Genomic DNA, 14,420 nt, shown 5'->3' with positions numbered 1-14,420 from the left:
GAGAACCAAGAGGGGGATCGCCAAGGGAAGCGCCCTCCCAGGGCTCCTGCTGGGCTGTCCTCTTGCAAGGAGTGCTAAAGTTGCCATGTTTCCCCCCATGCGTGCAGGCGGGCCCGGTAATCCGGTCGCTCGTAGCGATCAAGGGTGAAGGCGGGCGCGTAGTCCGGGAGCGGCTCCCCCAGGATGTGGGCGGCGAGCAGCTCCCCCGCCCCCATCGCGGCCATGATGCCGAAGCCGGAGAGGGCCCCGATGACATACGCCCCCGCCACCGGCAGCGGGCCGATCAGCGGGCGGTTCTCCGGCGTCCGCACATAGTATCCGCCGTCCACGGCCGGGCGGGGCATGCGCGAGATATAGATCCGCAGCCCGGGGATCAGCTCCGCTAGCCCGCGCAGCACCACCTCGGGAAACAGCGGATCTTCCGGAAGCGGGAAAACCGGCTCGACCGGCCGGGCCGCATAAGGCCAGAGCATCAGGACGTAGGGGCTCTCCGGGCCGCCCTCCGGGCGCAGATGGGCCCCCCCGGGCAACACCCCGAGCAGCTCCGAACGCCCCATCTCCTCCAGCAGATCCCGCTCCTCCTCCGACCACGACAGCGGAAGGGGATCCATCCCGATGATCAACGGCGCGTCCCGGGGGATCACCCGCTCCACATCCGGGAACATCACCTTCCGATGCAGCTCGCAGAACACAGGGAGCTCCACGTCCATCATCCGGGCCACTTCCCGGAGGAAGGGGCCGGCCGCGTTGACCAAGCATCCTGTGGCCACCGTCTCCTCACCCCCCGGGACGCTCAGGCGGACCGCCTGCACCCGTCCGCCCCGAACTTCCACGCCGACCAGACGGGCGGATCGGAAGGCGACGCCCCGCGCCCGGGCCTGTTCCAAAAGCAACATCCCCAGACGGTGGGCGCTTAACCAGCCGCACCGGCGGACGTGGAACACGGCCACCGCCCGCTCGGTGAGATACGGAAAACGACGGCGGATGAGGCCAGGATCCAGAAACGCGTCCACACCATCCGGGAGGCCCTCGAACCCTTCAGGGGGCGAGGGGAGATACGGTGGATCCCCCGGGGAGCCCGTGTGGCGACGGACCGGCCCCGCCCCTTCCCGGGCGGTCTGCTCCGCCGCCCGCAGCAACCCCTCCGCCCGGCAGGGATCCGTGGTCACGTAAAGGTAGCCCCGCCGGTTCAGGCGGAAGGCATTCCCCGTCGCCCGGGCCAGCTCCTCCAGGAGATCAATGCTCCGGTTCATCAGGCGGACCATCGCCCCGTCGGGCCCCGGCCACCAGTTGCGGTAGGCCTCGGTGGACTTGTCGCTGGTGAGGCCCAGCGGGGGGCCTGAATCCACCAGGAGGATCCGGAGGGAAGGCTTCCGAAGGCTCAGATGATAAGCGGCGGAGATCCCCGCGATCCCCGCCCCGCAGATCACCACATCGGCTACCCCCATCGTCCGCTCGCCATGGAGAGAGGCTTGGGAGCGCGGCCCGCGCGTGCCTACCCTCCGTTCCGCCGGCCGCAGGTGCAGTTCTCGCCGCCGGAGCAAGGCTGCTCCGCCTTCTGCTGGAGGGCCTTCAGCTCCTCCAGGGGCTGGAGCTGCTCCTTCGGCACCTCGTGGATCTGATCGCCCACGCGGACCAGGGCCGCCTCTTTGAGGGGGAGCACCTCCACCACCACCCCTTCCCCGTAAGGGGTCATCACCGCCTTGCCCTTCTTGGGCAGCTCCTGCTTCGCCCGGACGTATTGCTCGTATTCGTAGATCAGGCAACACCGGAGCCGCCCGCACATCCCGGTGATGTCCTCCGGGTTCAGGGAGAGGCCCTGCTCCTTGGCCATCTTGATGGAGATGGGGCTGAACTCGGTGAGGAACAGGGCGCAGCACCGGGTCTCGAGGCCGCACGCCCCCATCCCGCCGATGATCTTCGCCACATCCCGGGGCCCGATCAACCGGAGCTCCACCTGGCGGCCCCGGTAGATGGCCGCCAGCCGCTCCCGAAGGGGCTCCAGGTCCACCTTCTCCTCCGTGTGATAGAGGAAGGAGATGTGCTTGCCGTCGAAGGAGATCTCGACCTTCACGATCTTGATGGCAAGGCCCAGCTGGCGGGCGTGGTCACGGGCCACCACCAGCGCCTCGATCTCCTTGCGTTCCCAGTATTTGCGGATGGCCAGGTCCCGGTTGGTGGCCGGCCGCTCCACCGGCCGCAGGGGGCCTTCAATCCGTCCGCTGCGGGGCATCCCCAGGGAGACCACGCGGCCCAACTGCTTGCCACGGGGGGTCTCCACGATCACCCAATCGCCCACCTGCAGGTCGTAAGGCCCTGGGTCAAAGTGATAGATCTTGCCGACCGGATGGAACCGGACGCCCACCACCCTTTCACCGTCTGGGATCATCTCCGCTGCCATCGCGCCGCTCCATAAAGGGGTGCTTTTGAGATCTGCGTTCCGGATCGGAATGCGCCTCGCTTCGGGTTATTCGACGGCGATCCATTCCAGGCCGGGGATCACCATCCGCCAGCGGACGTCGAAACGCCACAGCCCGGCCTCCCGGGCGATCCGGAAGGCCTCCTCCATCTCCCGGCGGAACACCCGCCGGTTGATCTCCGCGTAGCGGGGGTCCGTCTTCGCCTTCCAGGCCGGGTAATACTGATCCATCAGGTTGACATAGGTGTCCCGGGAGAGCCCGGCCAGCCAGCGCATGATTTCCCGGGTTTCGTCCAGGAGGCCGGGCATCACCAGATGGCGCACCAGCACGCCGCGCACCGCCAGGCCGTCCTCGTCCACCCGGAGCTCGCCCACCTGGCGATGCATCTCGGCGATGGCCTGGCGGGCCACCTCTGGATAGTTCGCCGCCAGCAGATACTTCCGGCTCCGCTCGGGGGTCCATAGCTTGAAATCCGGCATGTAGATGTCCACCAGCCCCTCCATCACCCGCAGGCTCTCCAGGCTGTCGTAGGCGCTGGTGTTATACACCAGAGGGACCCGCAAGCCCATCTCGATGGCATAGGGGAGCGCCTCCACGATCTGCGGGACCACGTGCTCCGGGGTGACGAAGTTGATGTTGTGACAGCCCATCTCCTGCAGGCGGATCATCAACCGGGCCAGCTCCTTCGGTGTCAGCTCCTCCCCCTCCCCCAGCTGGCTGATCTCATAGTTTTGGCAATTCGAAACTGCAACAAATGACGCGACATAGGAATGATCCGGGTCTGATATTTCGAGATTATACACCCAGCCCTTATAACTCTTTCGACGGATCTCCCGTATTGGTATCAGATAGAAATCTCCAGCATCCCGGTAGAAATAGCGACGAAGACCTTTCTTAGGGATTTTCACGATGAATATGGGAGATTGCCTTATCTTTCGACCTTCTATGCGACTTATTGGCGGTCCATTCCATTTATAAATCGCAGGGATACTGTTCAAGCGAAGACCAACTTCAAAGATGCCGAAAGCCAGATTCCTGGACACGGTTGTTAAGACCTCATAGGAACGCTCCGTGTGACCATCCCCTGTTAGCAGCCCCCTTAGAAAGTAACGCAACAGAAGATCGGAAGATCGAAGCAAATGAAGAGGAACGCGCTTGCTATGAGAGTTAAAACCGCACAACTTGGCAAACAATAGAGCAAGGGAGGTCTTCCCAACTTCTACAGTGATCGTAGTTCGTCGCCGAACTTGTCGAGGTTGAACTCCGAAGCGGCGCTTCAAGATCTGGACGACACCATTGGCTAACCTGCCCTCATGAAGACCAAACGAAAAGATTAATCGATATGATTGTAGTCGATCTCGAGATTTCGTTACGTGCCCTTCTGCACAATATATACCCAAAAGCCATGCGAGATCCGGAGTCAAAGGTATATGGCTGGGTATGCCCGGTCGCTTCTCCGTCTTAAAACGCACCGTCTTCCCTTCAACGACCAAATCATTCGTCGCGAATGTTTCTGCATTTAGCAATCCACGTCGCCACATTCCACGAAGTTTACGCACATAAGCAGGATGATAACCAGTCAAAAGAGCCAGATAATTTGAGGAGATCGGTTGAGAGAATAGGGAGATCAATGTCTCCATTGGTAAACGATGAGTCATCTTGCGGAAACGGACCTTCTCCTGGGAAAGGATCCCCTGAACCTCCAGGCACTCCACCGGCTCCCATCCGATCCGCTTGGGGACCAGAAGCCAGTGCTCGCGGGTCAGCTGATCTGCACGGATCTTCCGCACCTGATCCGGCGCCGAGGGATGGACCGCAAACACTTCGTGGTTCGGGGTCAGAAGCAACGGCGGGCAGTAGTAAGGCTGAATCTGAATCAGATGGCCTTCGAAGGGATGCCGGAAGGCCTTGCTCACACAGGCCAGCCGACCGAGACGCGTGAAGACCCTCAATGGCTTCTCGAAGAAACGCACCTGCCCGCCAGCGTAATCCAGCTCCCGATCCCCCCGTTCGTAGATCTCCCGAATCGGCAGCGGCCCTTCCTCCGTGGCGATCATGGTTTCCGGCGCCACGCAAAAGACGCAACGCAAGTTACACCAGGAGAAGAAAATGGTCCCGGACCCCCGCCAGCCGCGCAGGACGTCCTCCTCCCCGAAATGGGGGAAGGCGCTGGCCACGCGGGCATAGCGCCCCACCCGGCAGACCCCGAAGGCGTTCTCCAGGCGGTTCACGCCCTTGCACAGGCGCGGACAGACCCGACAGGAGGGCCCCAGGTGGGAGAGGGCCTCCTCCACCTTCTCTTTCAGCCGGCCCTCTTCGTAGGTCTTCAAGTAAGCCGGGACGAACTCGCGGCGGGGGATGACGAAGCGGCCGTTCCCATGGACCTCCGGCGGGATCACCCAGCGCCCCATCCTTCCCTCCCCTCGGAAGACGAGAGCGCCGCGTCCAGGAGCTCGGAGAGATGCCGGACCTGCACGGCGAGTCCCGACCGGCGGGCGCCCCACTCCAGCTGGAGCAGGCATCCCGGGTTGGCGGTGACCACCACGGAGGCTCCCGTGGCGGCGATGTCCGCCATCTTCCGCTCCAGCAGCCGGCGGGACATGGCCGGATGGGTCAGGTTGTAGATGCCGGCGCTGCCGCAACAGCGCGTCGCGTCGGGCAGCTCCCGGAACGTCGCCCCTCGCAGCCGCAGGAGCAACGCCCGGGGTTGCCGCCGCACTCCCTGGACGTGGCTTAGATGGCATGGCTCATGATACGTCAGGCGGAGACCTGAAGCGACCGGCTGAAGCTCCTCCGGCCAGATCGCCTCCAGCCACTCGGTGAGGTCGCGGACGCGGGCGGCGAAGGCCCGCGCGCGATCCGCCCACTCCGGATCCTCCGCCAGCAGATGGGGGTATTCCTTCAAGAAACCGCTGCACGCCGCGCAGTCCGCCACGATCGCATCCAGCGGCCCCAGGGCCTCGAAGGCGGCGATGTTGCGACGGGCGAAGCGCCGGGCCGCCTCCCGCAGGCCCTGATCGTCCTGAGGCGCGCCACAACACGCCTGATCCCGCGGAACCACCACCGCGCACCCCAGACGCTCCAGCAGACGAACGCTGGCCCGCACCACGTCCCCATACACTGCGTTCATCACACAGCCCAGAAAGAAGCCCACCCGGTAACGAGCCCCCGCCGGGGCCGGGCGATGGCGCAGCGCCCGGCGGACCGGAGGGGCGGGACGCGGAACCAGGTCCAGCAGCTCCCGCAGCGGGGGGAAGAAACGGAACAGCCAGCGGGCGAGGGGGATCAGGCCCAGACGCCAGGCCCAATGGAGAGGCACAGCCGCCCACTCGGCCGCCCGGGGCGAGCCCAGGGCGCGCTCCAGCAGCAGACGCAGCCACCACGGCCGCGGGCGCTGGGCCGCCGCAGCCGCCCGCCCGGCCACGATCAGCTCCCCGATGGGAACCCCCGCCGGGCAGACCGTGTTGCACGCCCGGCAATCCAGGCAATGATAGAGATGGGCCTCCACGGATTCATCGAGGGACAGCCGGCCCTCTTCCACCGCCCGGAGGAGGGCCAGGCGCCCCCGCGGGGATTGCGCCTCGTGGAGGGTCTCCTGATACGTGGGACAAACCGGGAGGCAACGGGCGCACCGGATGCAGGCCAGCAACGCCTCGTAATCCGGCCCCTCCGCCAGCGCCACCCGAAGACCGGGGATCGGCTCGAAAAGGCGAACGGAGAATTCCGTCATGCCACACCCCCTTTCGCAGCGATCGTGTTACTCTGGATCCCTACCGGATCCGGACCCGGAAGGAAAGCACTCCAGCCACCCTGAGGCTTGACAGGTTGTCCTCATGATGTTAGGATCTGGTTAGTTTGCTGCTGGTTTGAGAACGGAGAAGAGAGGAGGCGGAATGGTCCGCCGGATCCCGATTGGGCTGCTGATCTTCGGATTGACATTCTGTGGGAGCCCTTCGCCCTCCCCCACTCCGTTGCAAACGGCGGAGGCCATTGGGGTCCCCTCCCCTTTGTCGGCCCTTCCATGGCCGCTCGTCTCCCCCTCCGCGGAGCCGGCTTCCTCGCCATCCCCGACGGCCTCCGCGGAGATCTCGGCGACCGCCACCTATCGGCTTTATCTCCCAGGAGTGTTTCGCCAGTTCGTCCCGAGCAGCCCTGACGAATGGACCCAGCACGCCCATGATGCCCAGCGGACCAGCTACACCTCCCAGGTGGTTCCCCCTCCCTGGCGCTGGAAGTGGGCATGGAACGGGCCGGATGCCCAGGGCCGGGTGAGCCCCGGCAAGTTCCCCCTCCCCCGCAACAGCCAGCCGGTCACCGGTGGGGGGCGGGTCTACATCGCCGCCGGCGATCGCGGCGTCTTCGCCCTGGACAACGCCACCGGACGAGTGCTCTGGAATCGCAACCCGGGCGGCGCGCGAGTGAACTCCACCCCCGCTTATGACCCGGAGACCGGAGCCCTCTTCATCCTCTCCACCAATGGCGTCCTTTATAAGCTGGATGCCGCCACCGGCGAGATCCGGGGCCAGTTCCCTACAGGCGCCTCCAGCGATCTGCCGCTCCCGCCGGCGCTGTTCGGGGATCGTGTGTTCATCGCAATGGGGAACCGGGTTTACGCCCTCAACAAGTTCACCCTCTTCCCCTTCTGGTCCTACGACGCCGGAGCTCCTGTGCACACCCCGCCAGCCTACTCTCCCTCCTGGGATCGAGTGGTGGTCGTTTCCCAGGATCTCTACGTCCATGCCATCCAAAACACCGATGGGAGGCGGGCCTGGCGGGTCAAGCCCACACCCCGCCAGCCGGGGGATCCCGGCTCCTCCTCCAACAACGCGGAGGTCAAAAACGGGTGGCCGGTGATCGCCGAGGGCCATGGCCTGGTCCTCATCAAGCTGCGCCTGGACTGGGAGGCGATGTGGAAGCCGTGGAGCCCATGGCCGGGCGATAACGCGACGATGCGGAGCGGGCTGGCCGCCCAGCCCCAATATCAAGCTCTGCTGGCCCTGCGCCTGTCAGACGGCTCCCCGGCCTTCATTGCCAACGTCGGCCACGGCGGGTTCGGGGACGGCGGCTATCTCCCCATGGGCCCCCAGCCGGTCGTCAAGCGCTTCCCGGACGGCCAGGAGGTCGCCTACGTCGTCATGCGCGGATCCCCGTGCCTGCAGTCCCCATGCGATGGGCGTTACGATTCCCGGCTGGGGGAGATGATGCTGGATGATACCACAGTCCCGGGCTACCGGGCCGGGGACGTTCGCTTTATGCAAAACACCTTCTTCCCCACCGACGAACAGGCGAATCTTTCCATGGCTGGGGACTTCATCTTCGGGGCTCACTGGATGTTCGGCCTGGCCCATCAAATCGTGGATCGCTCCCCCTCCCGGGGAACCAGCAGCAATCCCATCGTCACCCGCAACCTGCCCCACATCATCACCTCGGCCAGCAACTGCGGCTTCAGCCCCACCCACTACTGCCCAGGTTCTCTGGTTCAGGACGGTGATTCGCGAACTGTACCGAGCGGCTTCTACATCTACTACAACCAGGGAAGGGTGTATGACCAATACTGGTCCGAATACGCCGCCTGGGTGATCAGCAACAACACCATCTATTTCGTCAGCACGGATGGCGCAGTGGTCGCGCTGGAGCACGGGGATCCCCTCTCGGTCTCCTCGGGCTCCTCTCCAAGCCTTCCGGACGCCCGCGTGGAAACCTCATGGCCGGAGAAGGAGAGGCCTGCCGAACGCGCTCCGAACCTGAATCGACCGATCCCCGCTTCGCTCGCGGCGATGCACGTGGGAAAGGTCCGGGAGGTGGAGGGGGTCATCCGCTTCGTGTTCAACAACGGGAAAGCCGTTTACCTGGGATTCCAGAACCCACATCAAGGCGCGTTGAAAATCCGCATCCTGCGCCCCTACTGGGATCGCTTCCCGTTGCCGCCCGAGCAGATGATCCGGCCCGGCACCGCGATCCGGGTGCGCGGCCAGATTGACTGGTATCAGGGAGATCCGCAGATCCTCGTAGAGCAACCGGATCAGATCCGTATCGTGGACTCCCTGTGGCTCACGGATCTGGCGTTCCTCCTCCGCACCGGGGTCACACGCCCATAGCGGATCGAGGGAAGACCCCATCAAGGCGGGTAAACCGCGTCCAGGGGACGATAGGCCACCCGATAGTCATAAAACGCCCGGACGGTCTCCCGGCCGGCCTCCCCGATCCGACGCGCCTCCCCGGGGTCCTGGAGCATGGCGATCACCGCCCGGGCGAAGCCCTCTGGATCGTCCGCGATCCAGATGTTTTCCCCATGGTGAGCCCTCAGCCCCTCACAGCCGATGGCGGTGCTCACCACCGGCATTCCCCGGGACCACGCCTCCAGGATCTTAACCCGGATGCCACTGCCCGCGTGGAGCGGGACGATCACCACCGCGCTCTGCCGCCAGTAGGGGGTGGGATCGGCCACAAAGCCCGACACAACCACCGAGGGATCCCGGGTCGCCCACGCCTGCAGATCCGCGGGAGGGCGGGCCCCCACCAGAAACAGCCGGGCCTCCGGCACCGCCGCCCGCACCCGCCCCCATACCTCCCGCAGAAACCACCGGATCCCCTCCGCGTTCGGCGGCCAGTGCAGCCCCCCGATATGCAACACCCCCATCGCCCCGGGCTCCCGGGGGATGGGAGGGAAATCCTCAGGATCCAGGGCGATGGGGACCACAAGGATCGGCAGCTTCCCACCTGCTGCCTCCTCCAGCGCCGCCCGGTCGCTTTCGCTCACGGCAACCACGTGATCGAAGGCCCGACAGATCCTCCCCTCATACCGCCTCAGGCGCTGGGCCTCCTGGGCCGCGAGGAACCGCAAGGGTCCCGGCGGCATCGCCCGGGCCAGCCGCTCCGCAATCTGCCAGACCGCGTTGTGGGCATCCAGCACCCGCCGCGCCCGCACCGGAAGCGCATAGGGCGCCATGTTGAGCTGATCCGCGTGGACCGCGTCGAAGGATCCGGCCATGTCCAATTGTTCCAGCAAGCGGTAGAGAGCAGGCCGGTGATCCCGGGCGATCACGAAGGGCTCGCCGGTGACCATCGCCCGCAAGAGGGCGATCCCATCCCGAAATCCGGAGCGGGGGAGGAGAACCGTGTGGATCGCCTCGCAATAGGGGCGCAACGCCTCAGCGGACCGGGCCTCTCCGTCGGAGCGGACAAAGGAGACCAGGGTGATGCGATGATGTCGGGCCAGATAACGCAGGGTGTAATGCGTCTTGATCTGCGGCCCGCTGGCCAGCGGATAGGGCAGCACCTGTGTGAGCATCAGGATCCGCACGGGCTCTCTCCTTTAACGAAAGGGCTATGAGCGCCGCCGTAACGCCCATCCGCCGATGGCGCTCAACCCGATCACTCCTCCGCCCATCAGAACGATCAGGCGCAGCGCCTCGGAGTCCGGCCGGGGCTGACCCGCCGGCAGGTTCGGATCCATCGTCCGCGGGACAAAGGGGGTGGGGGTCGGAAGCACCCGCCCTCCGGAGGGCATCGGGAGCGAGGGCGTCGGGGTAGGAGTGGGCACCGGCGTGCGCCGAACCGGTGGGGCATCCGTCAGGGCCGTGCTATACCAGACTGTATAGCGGGCCGCGTCCGAGTTATACATATTCTCCGGGTCCCGTTCGAACCATACCAGGTGCAACCGGCGACCCTCCGAAACCGCCAGCCGGGTCCATTCCGGGAAATTCCGCCCTGTGGAGACCAGGAAGGGGCCCTGCCAGGTGGTCCCATCCCACATCAGATGCCAGACCCCCAGCTGGCCCTCCGCCCCCACCGCCCCCACGCCCGCGAAATGCAACCGGCCCAGGCTGTCCGCAGCGATGTCGTAGTCATCATACGGGATCTGAGTCCAGGGCCGGGCCTGGAAGCCGGGAAGCAGGGTCGGCGAGGTCCAGGTCTCCCCATGATCGCGGGAGCGTTGAAAATAGACGCCGGGTCCCTCTGCCACCCGCCAGACCAGGAGGAGCGTCCCCTGTCCATCCTCCCCGATCACCGCCTGCTGAGGGGTGCCCACAGTGGCCGTGATCCACACCGGTTCCCTCCAGGTGCGGCCTCGATCCGGCGAACGGGCCAGGCGGACGCCGGCGGGCTTCCCGCCGCCTACGAAGAGGCCCTCGCTCTCCTGCCATGTCACATACAGCCAGCCCCCCTTGCCGATCCAGAGATGAGGCTTCAGGGAATCATGTCCCGGAGATCGCGCGAGGTTCACCGGGGATGACCAGGTTTCCCCATCATCGTCGGAGAACCGGTAAAAAATATCCGCGCATCCTTCGCAGGAAGGAGCGGTTACGATCTCCGACCAGACCACATGGATCCGGCCCTCCGAATCCACTCCCAGCTCGTTGTAATAGGCCACGCCAGATCCGCTGAGCCGCCGGGGCGAGGCCCAGGCTTGCGCTGAGGTCGCTTGAGCCATCGGGGCCTTCGAGAAATACAAAATTATCGGCACCCGGAAGGTCGCCAGCACATCCCCATATCGATCCAGCGTGATGGAATTGCGGACCGCATAGCTTTCGTTGTTCACGATCGGAACGGCCTGAACATCCACCGGAGTGGACCACGCGCTTCCTTGCCACCGGGTCAGCATCAATGCATCGAAGGCCGTTTGCCCACGGCGTGTCCCTCCGGCCCAGACCACGATGACGTTCCCCGCGTCATCCGCGACCACATCGGGGAACCAGGCCATCCAGTTCGGATCCGAAAGCCGCACCGGCTTCTCCCACCGGACCGCCTCGCCCTGTCCGAAGGCGGGAGCGAACCTTCCGGTCCCCAGAGCCAGGAACAGCCCGGCAAGCAGAGCGATCCACCCGGATCGAAGCTTCCAGCTCTTCATGGCTGCACGCTCCCTTCTCCGGATCGAAGCATCGTGCACTCCCGGGGCGCATACAGGCGATAAGGGCCGAAAGAGGCGATCGGCGGACAGCTTTCCTCTACCTCCCGATACAGCTGCACCCACCGCCCGAACGCCCCCACCAGCACATAGTCCGGATCACTGGCCTCCCATCGATAGACGGCCGAGGGCGGCGGGCCACCGAACCAGATAAAGCGGGAGGCGACATCCAGCAGGGGCTGAGGGGGCTGATGGTAGCGATGATCCGTGAGGACCATCATCTCCGGCTCCCACGTCTCGATCCGCGCCGCCTCCGGGATATGGGCGCGTAGATAGCGGGCCATCTCGAAGGCCGAGCCGTCACCGCCCCGGGCCACCCGCGCCGCCACCACCCCGGCGGAGCCGAGCAGCAGAACCGCCAGCCAGGCGGTCAGGGCCGCGGAAAGGCCCCACGACTTCTTTGCCTGCCTCCGGAGGTCCTCCAGCATGCCGCCGGCCCCCAGGCTCAGGAGCGCCAGGCCCGGGTAAGCGTAGCGCAGCCAGCCGTTCGAGGCCGTCACCAGCCATCCGATGTTGAGGGCGGCCAGGATCCCGATCATCCCCCAGCGATACCCCTCCGGCGTCCGCCGGGCGCTCCGCGCCGCCACATACAGGAGGAGGGGGAGGAAGGCTCCGTCGAAGACAGTGAGCAGGCTGCGGGCGGTCGCTCCCATGCGCGGCGAGGGGAACACCATCACGCTCCCGCCGGCGATGGTCCGCAGCTCCGTCAGGCTCCGCACCGGATCCGGGTTCAGGAGACCCCACAGGATCCCCTGCCAGACCCCCCAGAACCCCAGCGCCAGCCCCGCGATCGCCAGATTCCCCGCCCAGGTCCGCTCCCGATAGAACGCCTTCCCCAAGATCGCCATCGCCAGCAGGCCGGGGATGAGGAAGATGCCCCACTGGTTCTTGGTGATCAGGGCCAGCCCGAATCCGATCCCCGCCAGGAGGATCCCACCCCGCCGGTCCCGGGCCATCCGCGCCCAGCCGATCAGCCCCAGGGCCAGGAAGGCCATCGCCGGCACCTCCCCCAGCACCTGACGCCCGTAGGCCACGGTGTCCAGGCTCCGCGTGAACACGAACCACAAGGTGGCGAAGGCCGCCCCGGATCCCGGAACCCAGCGGCGCGCCATGGCGAAGAACAGGCTGGCCGTGAGCAACAGGTAACCGGTCATCACCCAGCGCGCCGGCCACAGATCCACCCCGAACACCTGGAAGGCGCCGGCGATCGGCAACAGCACGGTGGGCCCGACCCCCAGGATCGGCCCCGAGAACCGGAAGCCCTCGCTGCTGTAATCGGCGTATACCCCCCAGCGGACCAGCGCTTTGGGCACATGCAGGTGAGAGCCCTCGTCGAACCAGGTCGGAGGATAGAGCGCTAACCGATAGAAGGCCAGGGCGCTTAACCCGATCCCGCCCATGACCACCAGGAGCACACGCGCGAGCCGGCTCATGGCGCTCCCCCCGGGCTTGCGCCTTCACGGGCCATCTGAACCACAAAGACTGCGGCACGCGGGCGCTGGAACACGGGGATCAGCCACGGGATCCCCTCCAGCGAAGCTCCATCCGCCCCTACGATCACCCGAGTGATCCCATAGCGCTCGATCAGCGCCCGGCGCGCGGGCTCTCCCATCGCCGGGCTGTAGAAAGCGCGAACCTGCTCCCGGCGCTCGAAAAACCGCAGCGTCCCGGTCCAGTGAGCGAGAAAGGCCCGGCAGCCGGTCCACATGGGGACGAAAGCCCCCACCGGCTCGGGGGCCATGACCACTCCGTCCGCACAGCCATGCGCGGCCACCCAATCCAGCGCGGCCACTTCATCCCGATGCAGGCTGTAAGGAGGCTGCCCCCGGCTCAAGTCCAGGATGCGCCATCCCAGCAGATAGAGGTTCGCCGGAAGAGAGAGGATCAACGCCCATCGCATCCCCCGGGAGAAAGTCAGCGCGGGCCGCCGCCGGACGATGCGCTCCACCCCGCGCACGGCCCAGTAGGCGATGGGAACCTGCCATCCGTTCAGGAGATGGATCTGAAAGCTCAGGGGTAGATAAGCGAGGGGGAGATGGACCAGGAACCACACCCCCATCCACGCCTCCACAGGCGTCCAGGCCCGCCAGCGCCGGGGATCCCCCAGACCGACGAGGGCCAGCAGGAAGGGAAGGCCCAGGAGCAGGAGGAGCTGCAGCGGGGGCGGCGTGAACACCCCGGCGTTGACGAACTGGGCCAGCACCTCCCGCCACGTGGGATCCTGGCGGGTCAGCCAGGCCATGTAAAGCGCCCCCGGAGCCGCCATCCCCAGCACCAGCGCCGCGTGAGCGCCCTCCGTCCATGGGAGCGAGCGGCGCGTCATCAGCCGCCACAGGAGCCACCCCCCGAGGACCGCCCCGACGGTGAGCAGGTCATAGGTGTGATGCAGGCTGAGGGAGAGGGCGAGCAAGCCGGCTCCCAGGCTGGCCCGCCAGCGGCCGCCCGTCATCCCCTCGAAGGCCAGCAGGAGGATGGCAGCGATGGAGGCCAGCGCCAGCAGGAAATGGGGATAGGCGATGGCCGAAAAGAACGTGTTGGGCTCCGCGATGGAGGGAACATAAGGGGCCATCAGGGAGGGGAACGGAAGCCATCCCTGCAGACGCTTCACCACCGGGTGCAACCAGGCGAAACCGCTCCCCAGCACGGCCATGGCCAGCATCGCCCGGGCTTGCGAGACCGTGGGAGCCACCCGGCGGTAGAGAAGGCCCAGGACGGCCACGGCCAGCCAGATCGAGAGGGCGCGCAATATCTGATATATGGCCTCGTAACCCAGCCCGGTGATCCGGGAGACGTGGGCCAGGAGCCACCAGAGCAGATTGAAATAGGTCGCCGGCGTGGGCTCGGGAGTCAGCAGGTTGGGCGCCAGGAAACCCTGCTGAAAGGCCCGCCACCACGCGAAATACTGCACGTGATCGCTCACGTTAAAGGCGAATCCCATAAAGCGCCGCTCCGGGCCGACGGCGAGGTAACCGGCGACGTAAGGGAGGCTGGAGACCAGACCGATCCCGACCGCCCACAGCCCCAGCTCCAGCCCCCATCGATGCTTCCTGGCCAACCATCGAATTCCATCGATCATTTGCATCTCCATCCGA

At 65.9% G+C, this 14,420-nt stretch carries 9 protein-coding genes and 1 pseudogene; 1 reads left to right on the top strand and 9 read right to left on the bottom strand.

The genetic code is table 11. The features are described 5' to 3' along the window. Positions 1-74: 74 nt before the first annotated feature. The 5 genes and pseudogenes from KNN16_RS03515 to KNN16_RS03500 all read right to left on the bottom strand — a co-directional run bounded on the left by KNN16_RS03515 (position 75) and on the right by KNN16_RS03500 (position 6,150). The gene (locus KNN16_RS03515; RefSeq protein WP_303898869.1) at positions 75-1,448 is read right to left on the bottom strand and encodes an FAD-binding oxidoreductase; all 1,374 of its coding nucleotides are present in this window, start codon (positions 1,446-1,448) and stop codon (positions 75-77) included. A gap of 47 nt (positions 1,449-1,495) precedes the next feature. Next, positions 1,496-2,401 carry a regulatory iron-sulfur-containing complex subunit RicT gene (locus KNN16_RS03510; protein WP_303898867.1) on the bottom strand — a complete coding sequence of 302 codons (906 nt, stop codon included), beginning with the start codon at positions 2,399-2,401 and terminating at the stop codon, positions 1,496-1,498. A gap of 66 nt (positions 2,402-2,467) precedes the next feature. After that, positions 2,468-3,088: a hypothetical protein gene (locus KNN16_RS03505; protein WP_303898864.1), complete on the bottom strand. Its 621-nt coding sequence runs from the start codon at positions 3,086-3,088 to the stop codon at positions 2,468-2,470. Between the two features lie 1,404 nt (positions 3,089-4,492). After that, positions 4,493-4,831 (bottom strand): annotated as a pseudogene (locus tag KNN16_RS15075) (radical SAM protein); the annotation flags it as partial. After that, positions 4,816-6,150, bottom strand: coding sequence for a (Fe-S)-binding protein (locus KNN16_RS03500; protein WP_303898861.1), 1,335 nt, complete (start codon positions 6,148-6,150; stop codon positions 4,816-4,818). The pseudogene KNN16_RS15075 and the gene KNN16_RS03500, both read right to left, overlap by 16 nt. Positions 6,151-6,313: 163 nt before the next feature. On the opposite strand from KNN16_RS03500, the gene KNN16_RS03495 reads away from it, so the two are divergent. Further along, on the top strand, positions 6,314-8,518 hold the full coding sequence (locus KNN16_RS03495; protein ID WP_303898858.1) for a PQQ-binding-like beta-propeller repeat protein: 2,205 nt from the start codon (positions 6,314-6,316) through the stop codon (positions 8,516-8,518). Between the two features lie 20 nt (positions 8,519-8,538). On the opposite strand, the gene KNN16_RS03490 is transcribed toward KNN16_RS03495, so the two are convergent. From KNN16_RS03490 to KNN16_RS03475, 4 genes are read right to left on the bottom strand one after another with little or no spacing between them, the layout of a single operon-like run. Further along, positions 8,539-9,723, bottom strand: coding sequence for a glycosyltransferase family 4 protein (locus KNN16_RS03490; RefSeq protein ID WP_303898855.1), 1,185 nt, complete (start codon positions 9,721-9,723; stop codon positions 8,539-8,541). A 24-nt stretch (positions 9,724-9,747) separates the two neighbouring features. Beyond that, positions 9,748-11,271 (bottom strand): sialidase family protein, encoded by a 1,524-nt coding sequence (locus KNN16_RS03485; RefSeq protein ID WP_303898852.1) that lies wholly within the window; start codon positions 11,269-11,271, stop codon positions 9,748-9,750. Further along, on the bottom strand, positions 11,268-12,761 hold the full coding sequence (locus KNN16_RS03480; protein ID WP_303898850.1) for a glycosyltransferase family 39 protein: 1,494 nt from the start codon (positions 12,759-12,761) through the stop codon (positions 11,268-11,270). Before KNN16_RS03480 ends, KNN16_RS03485 begins: the two co-directional genes overlap by 4 nt. After that, positions 12,758-14,416 carry a hypothetical protein gene (locus tag KNN16_RS03475; protein WP_303898847.1) on the bottom strand — a complete coding sequence of 553 codons (1,659 nt, stop codon included), beginning with the start codon at positions 14,414-14,416 and terminating at the stop codon, positions 12,758-12,760. The genes KNN16_RS03480 and KNN16_RS03475 overlap by 4 nt, the downstream gene beginning before the upstream one ends. Positions 14,417-14,420 lie beyond the last annotated feature (4 nt).

Source organism: Thermoflexus hugenholtzii, from assembly GCF_018771565.1.
Classification (GTDB): Bacteria; Chloroflexota; Anaerolineae; order Thermoflexales; family Thermoflexaceae; genus Thermoflexus; species Thermoflexus hugenholtzii_A.
The sequence above is the reverse complement of the archived record's forward strand: the minus strand, read 5'-3'. Positions and strand labels throughout refer to the sequence as shown.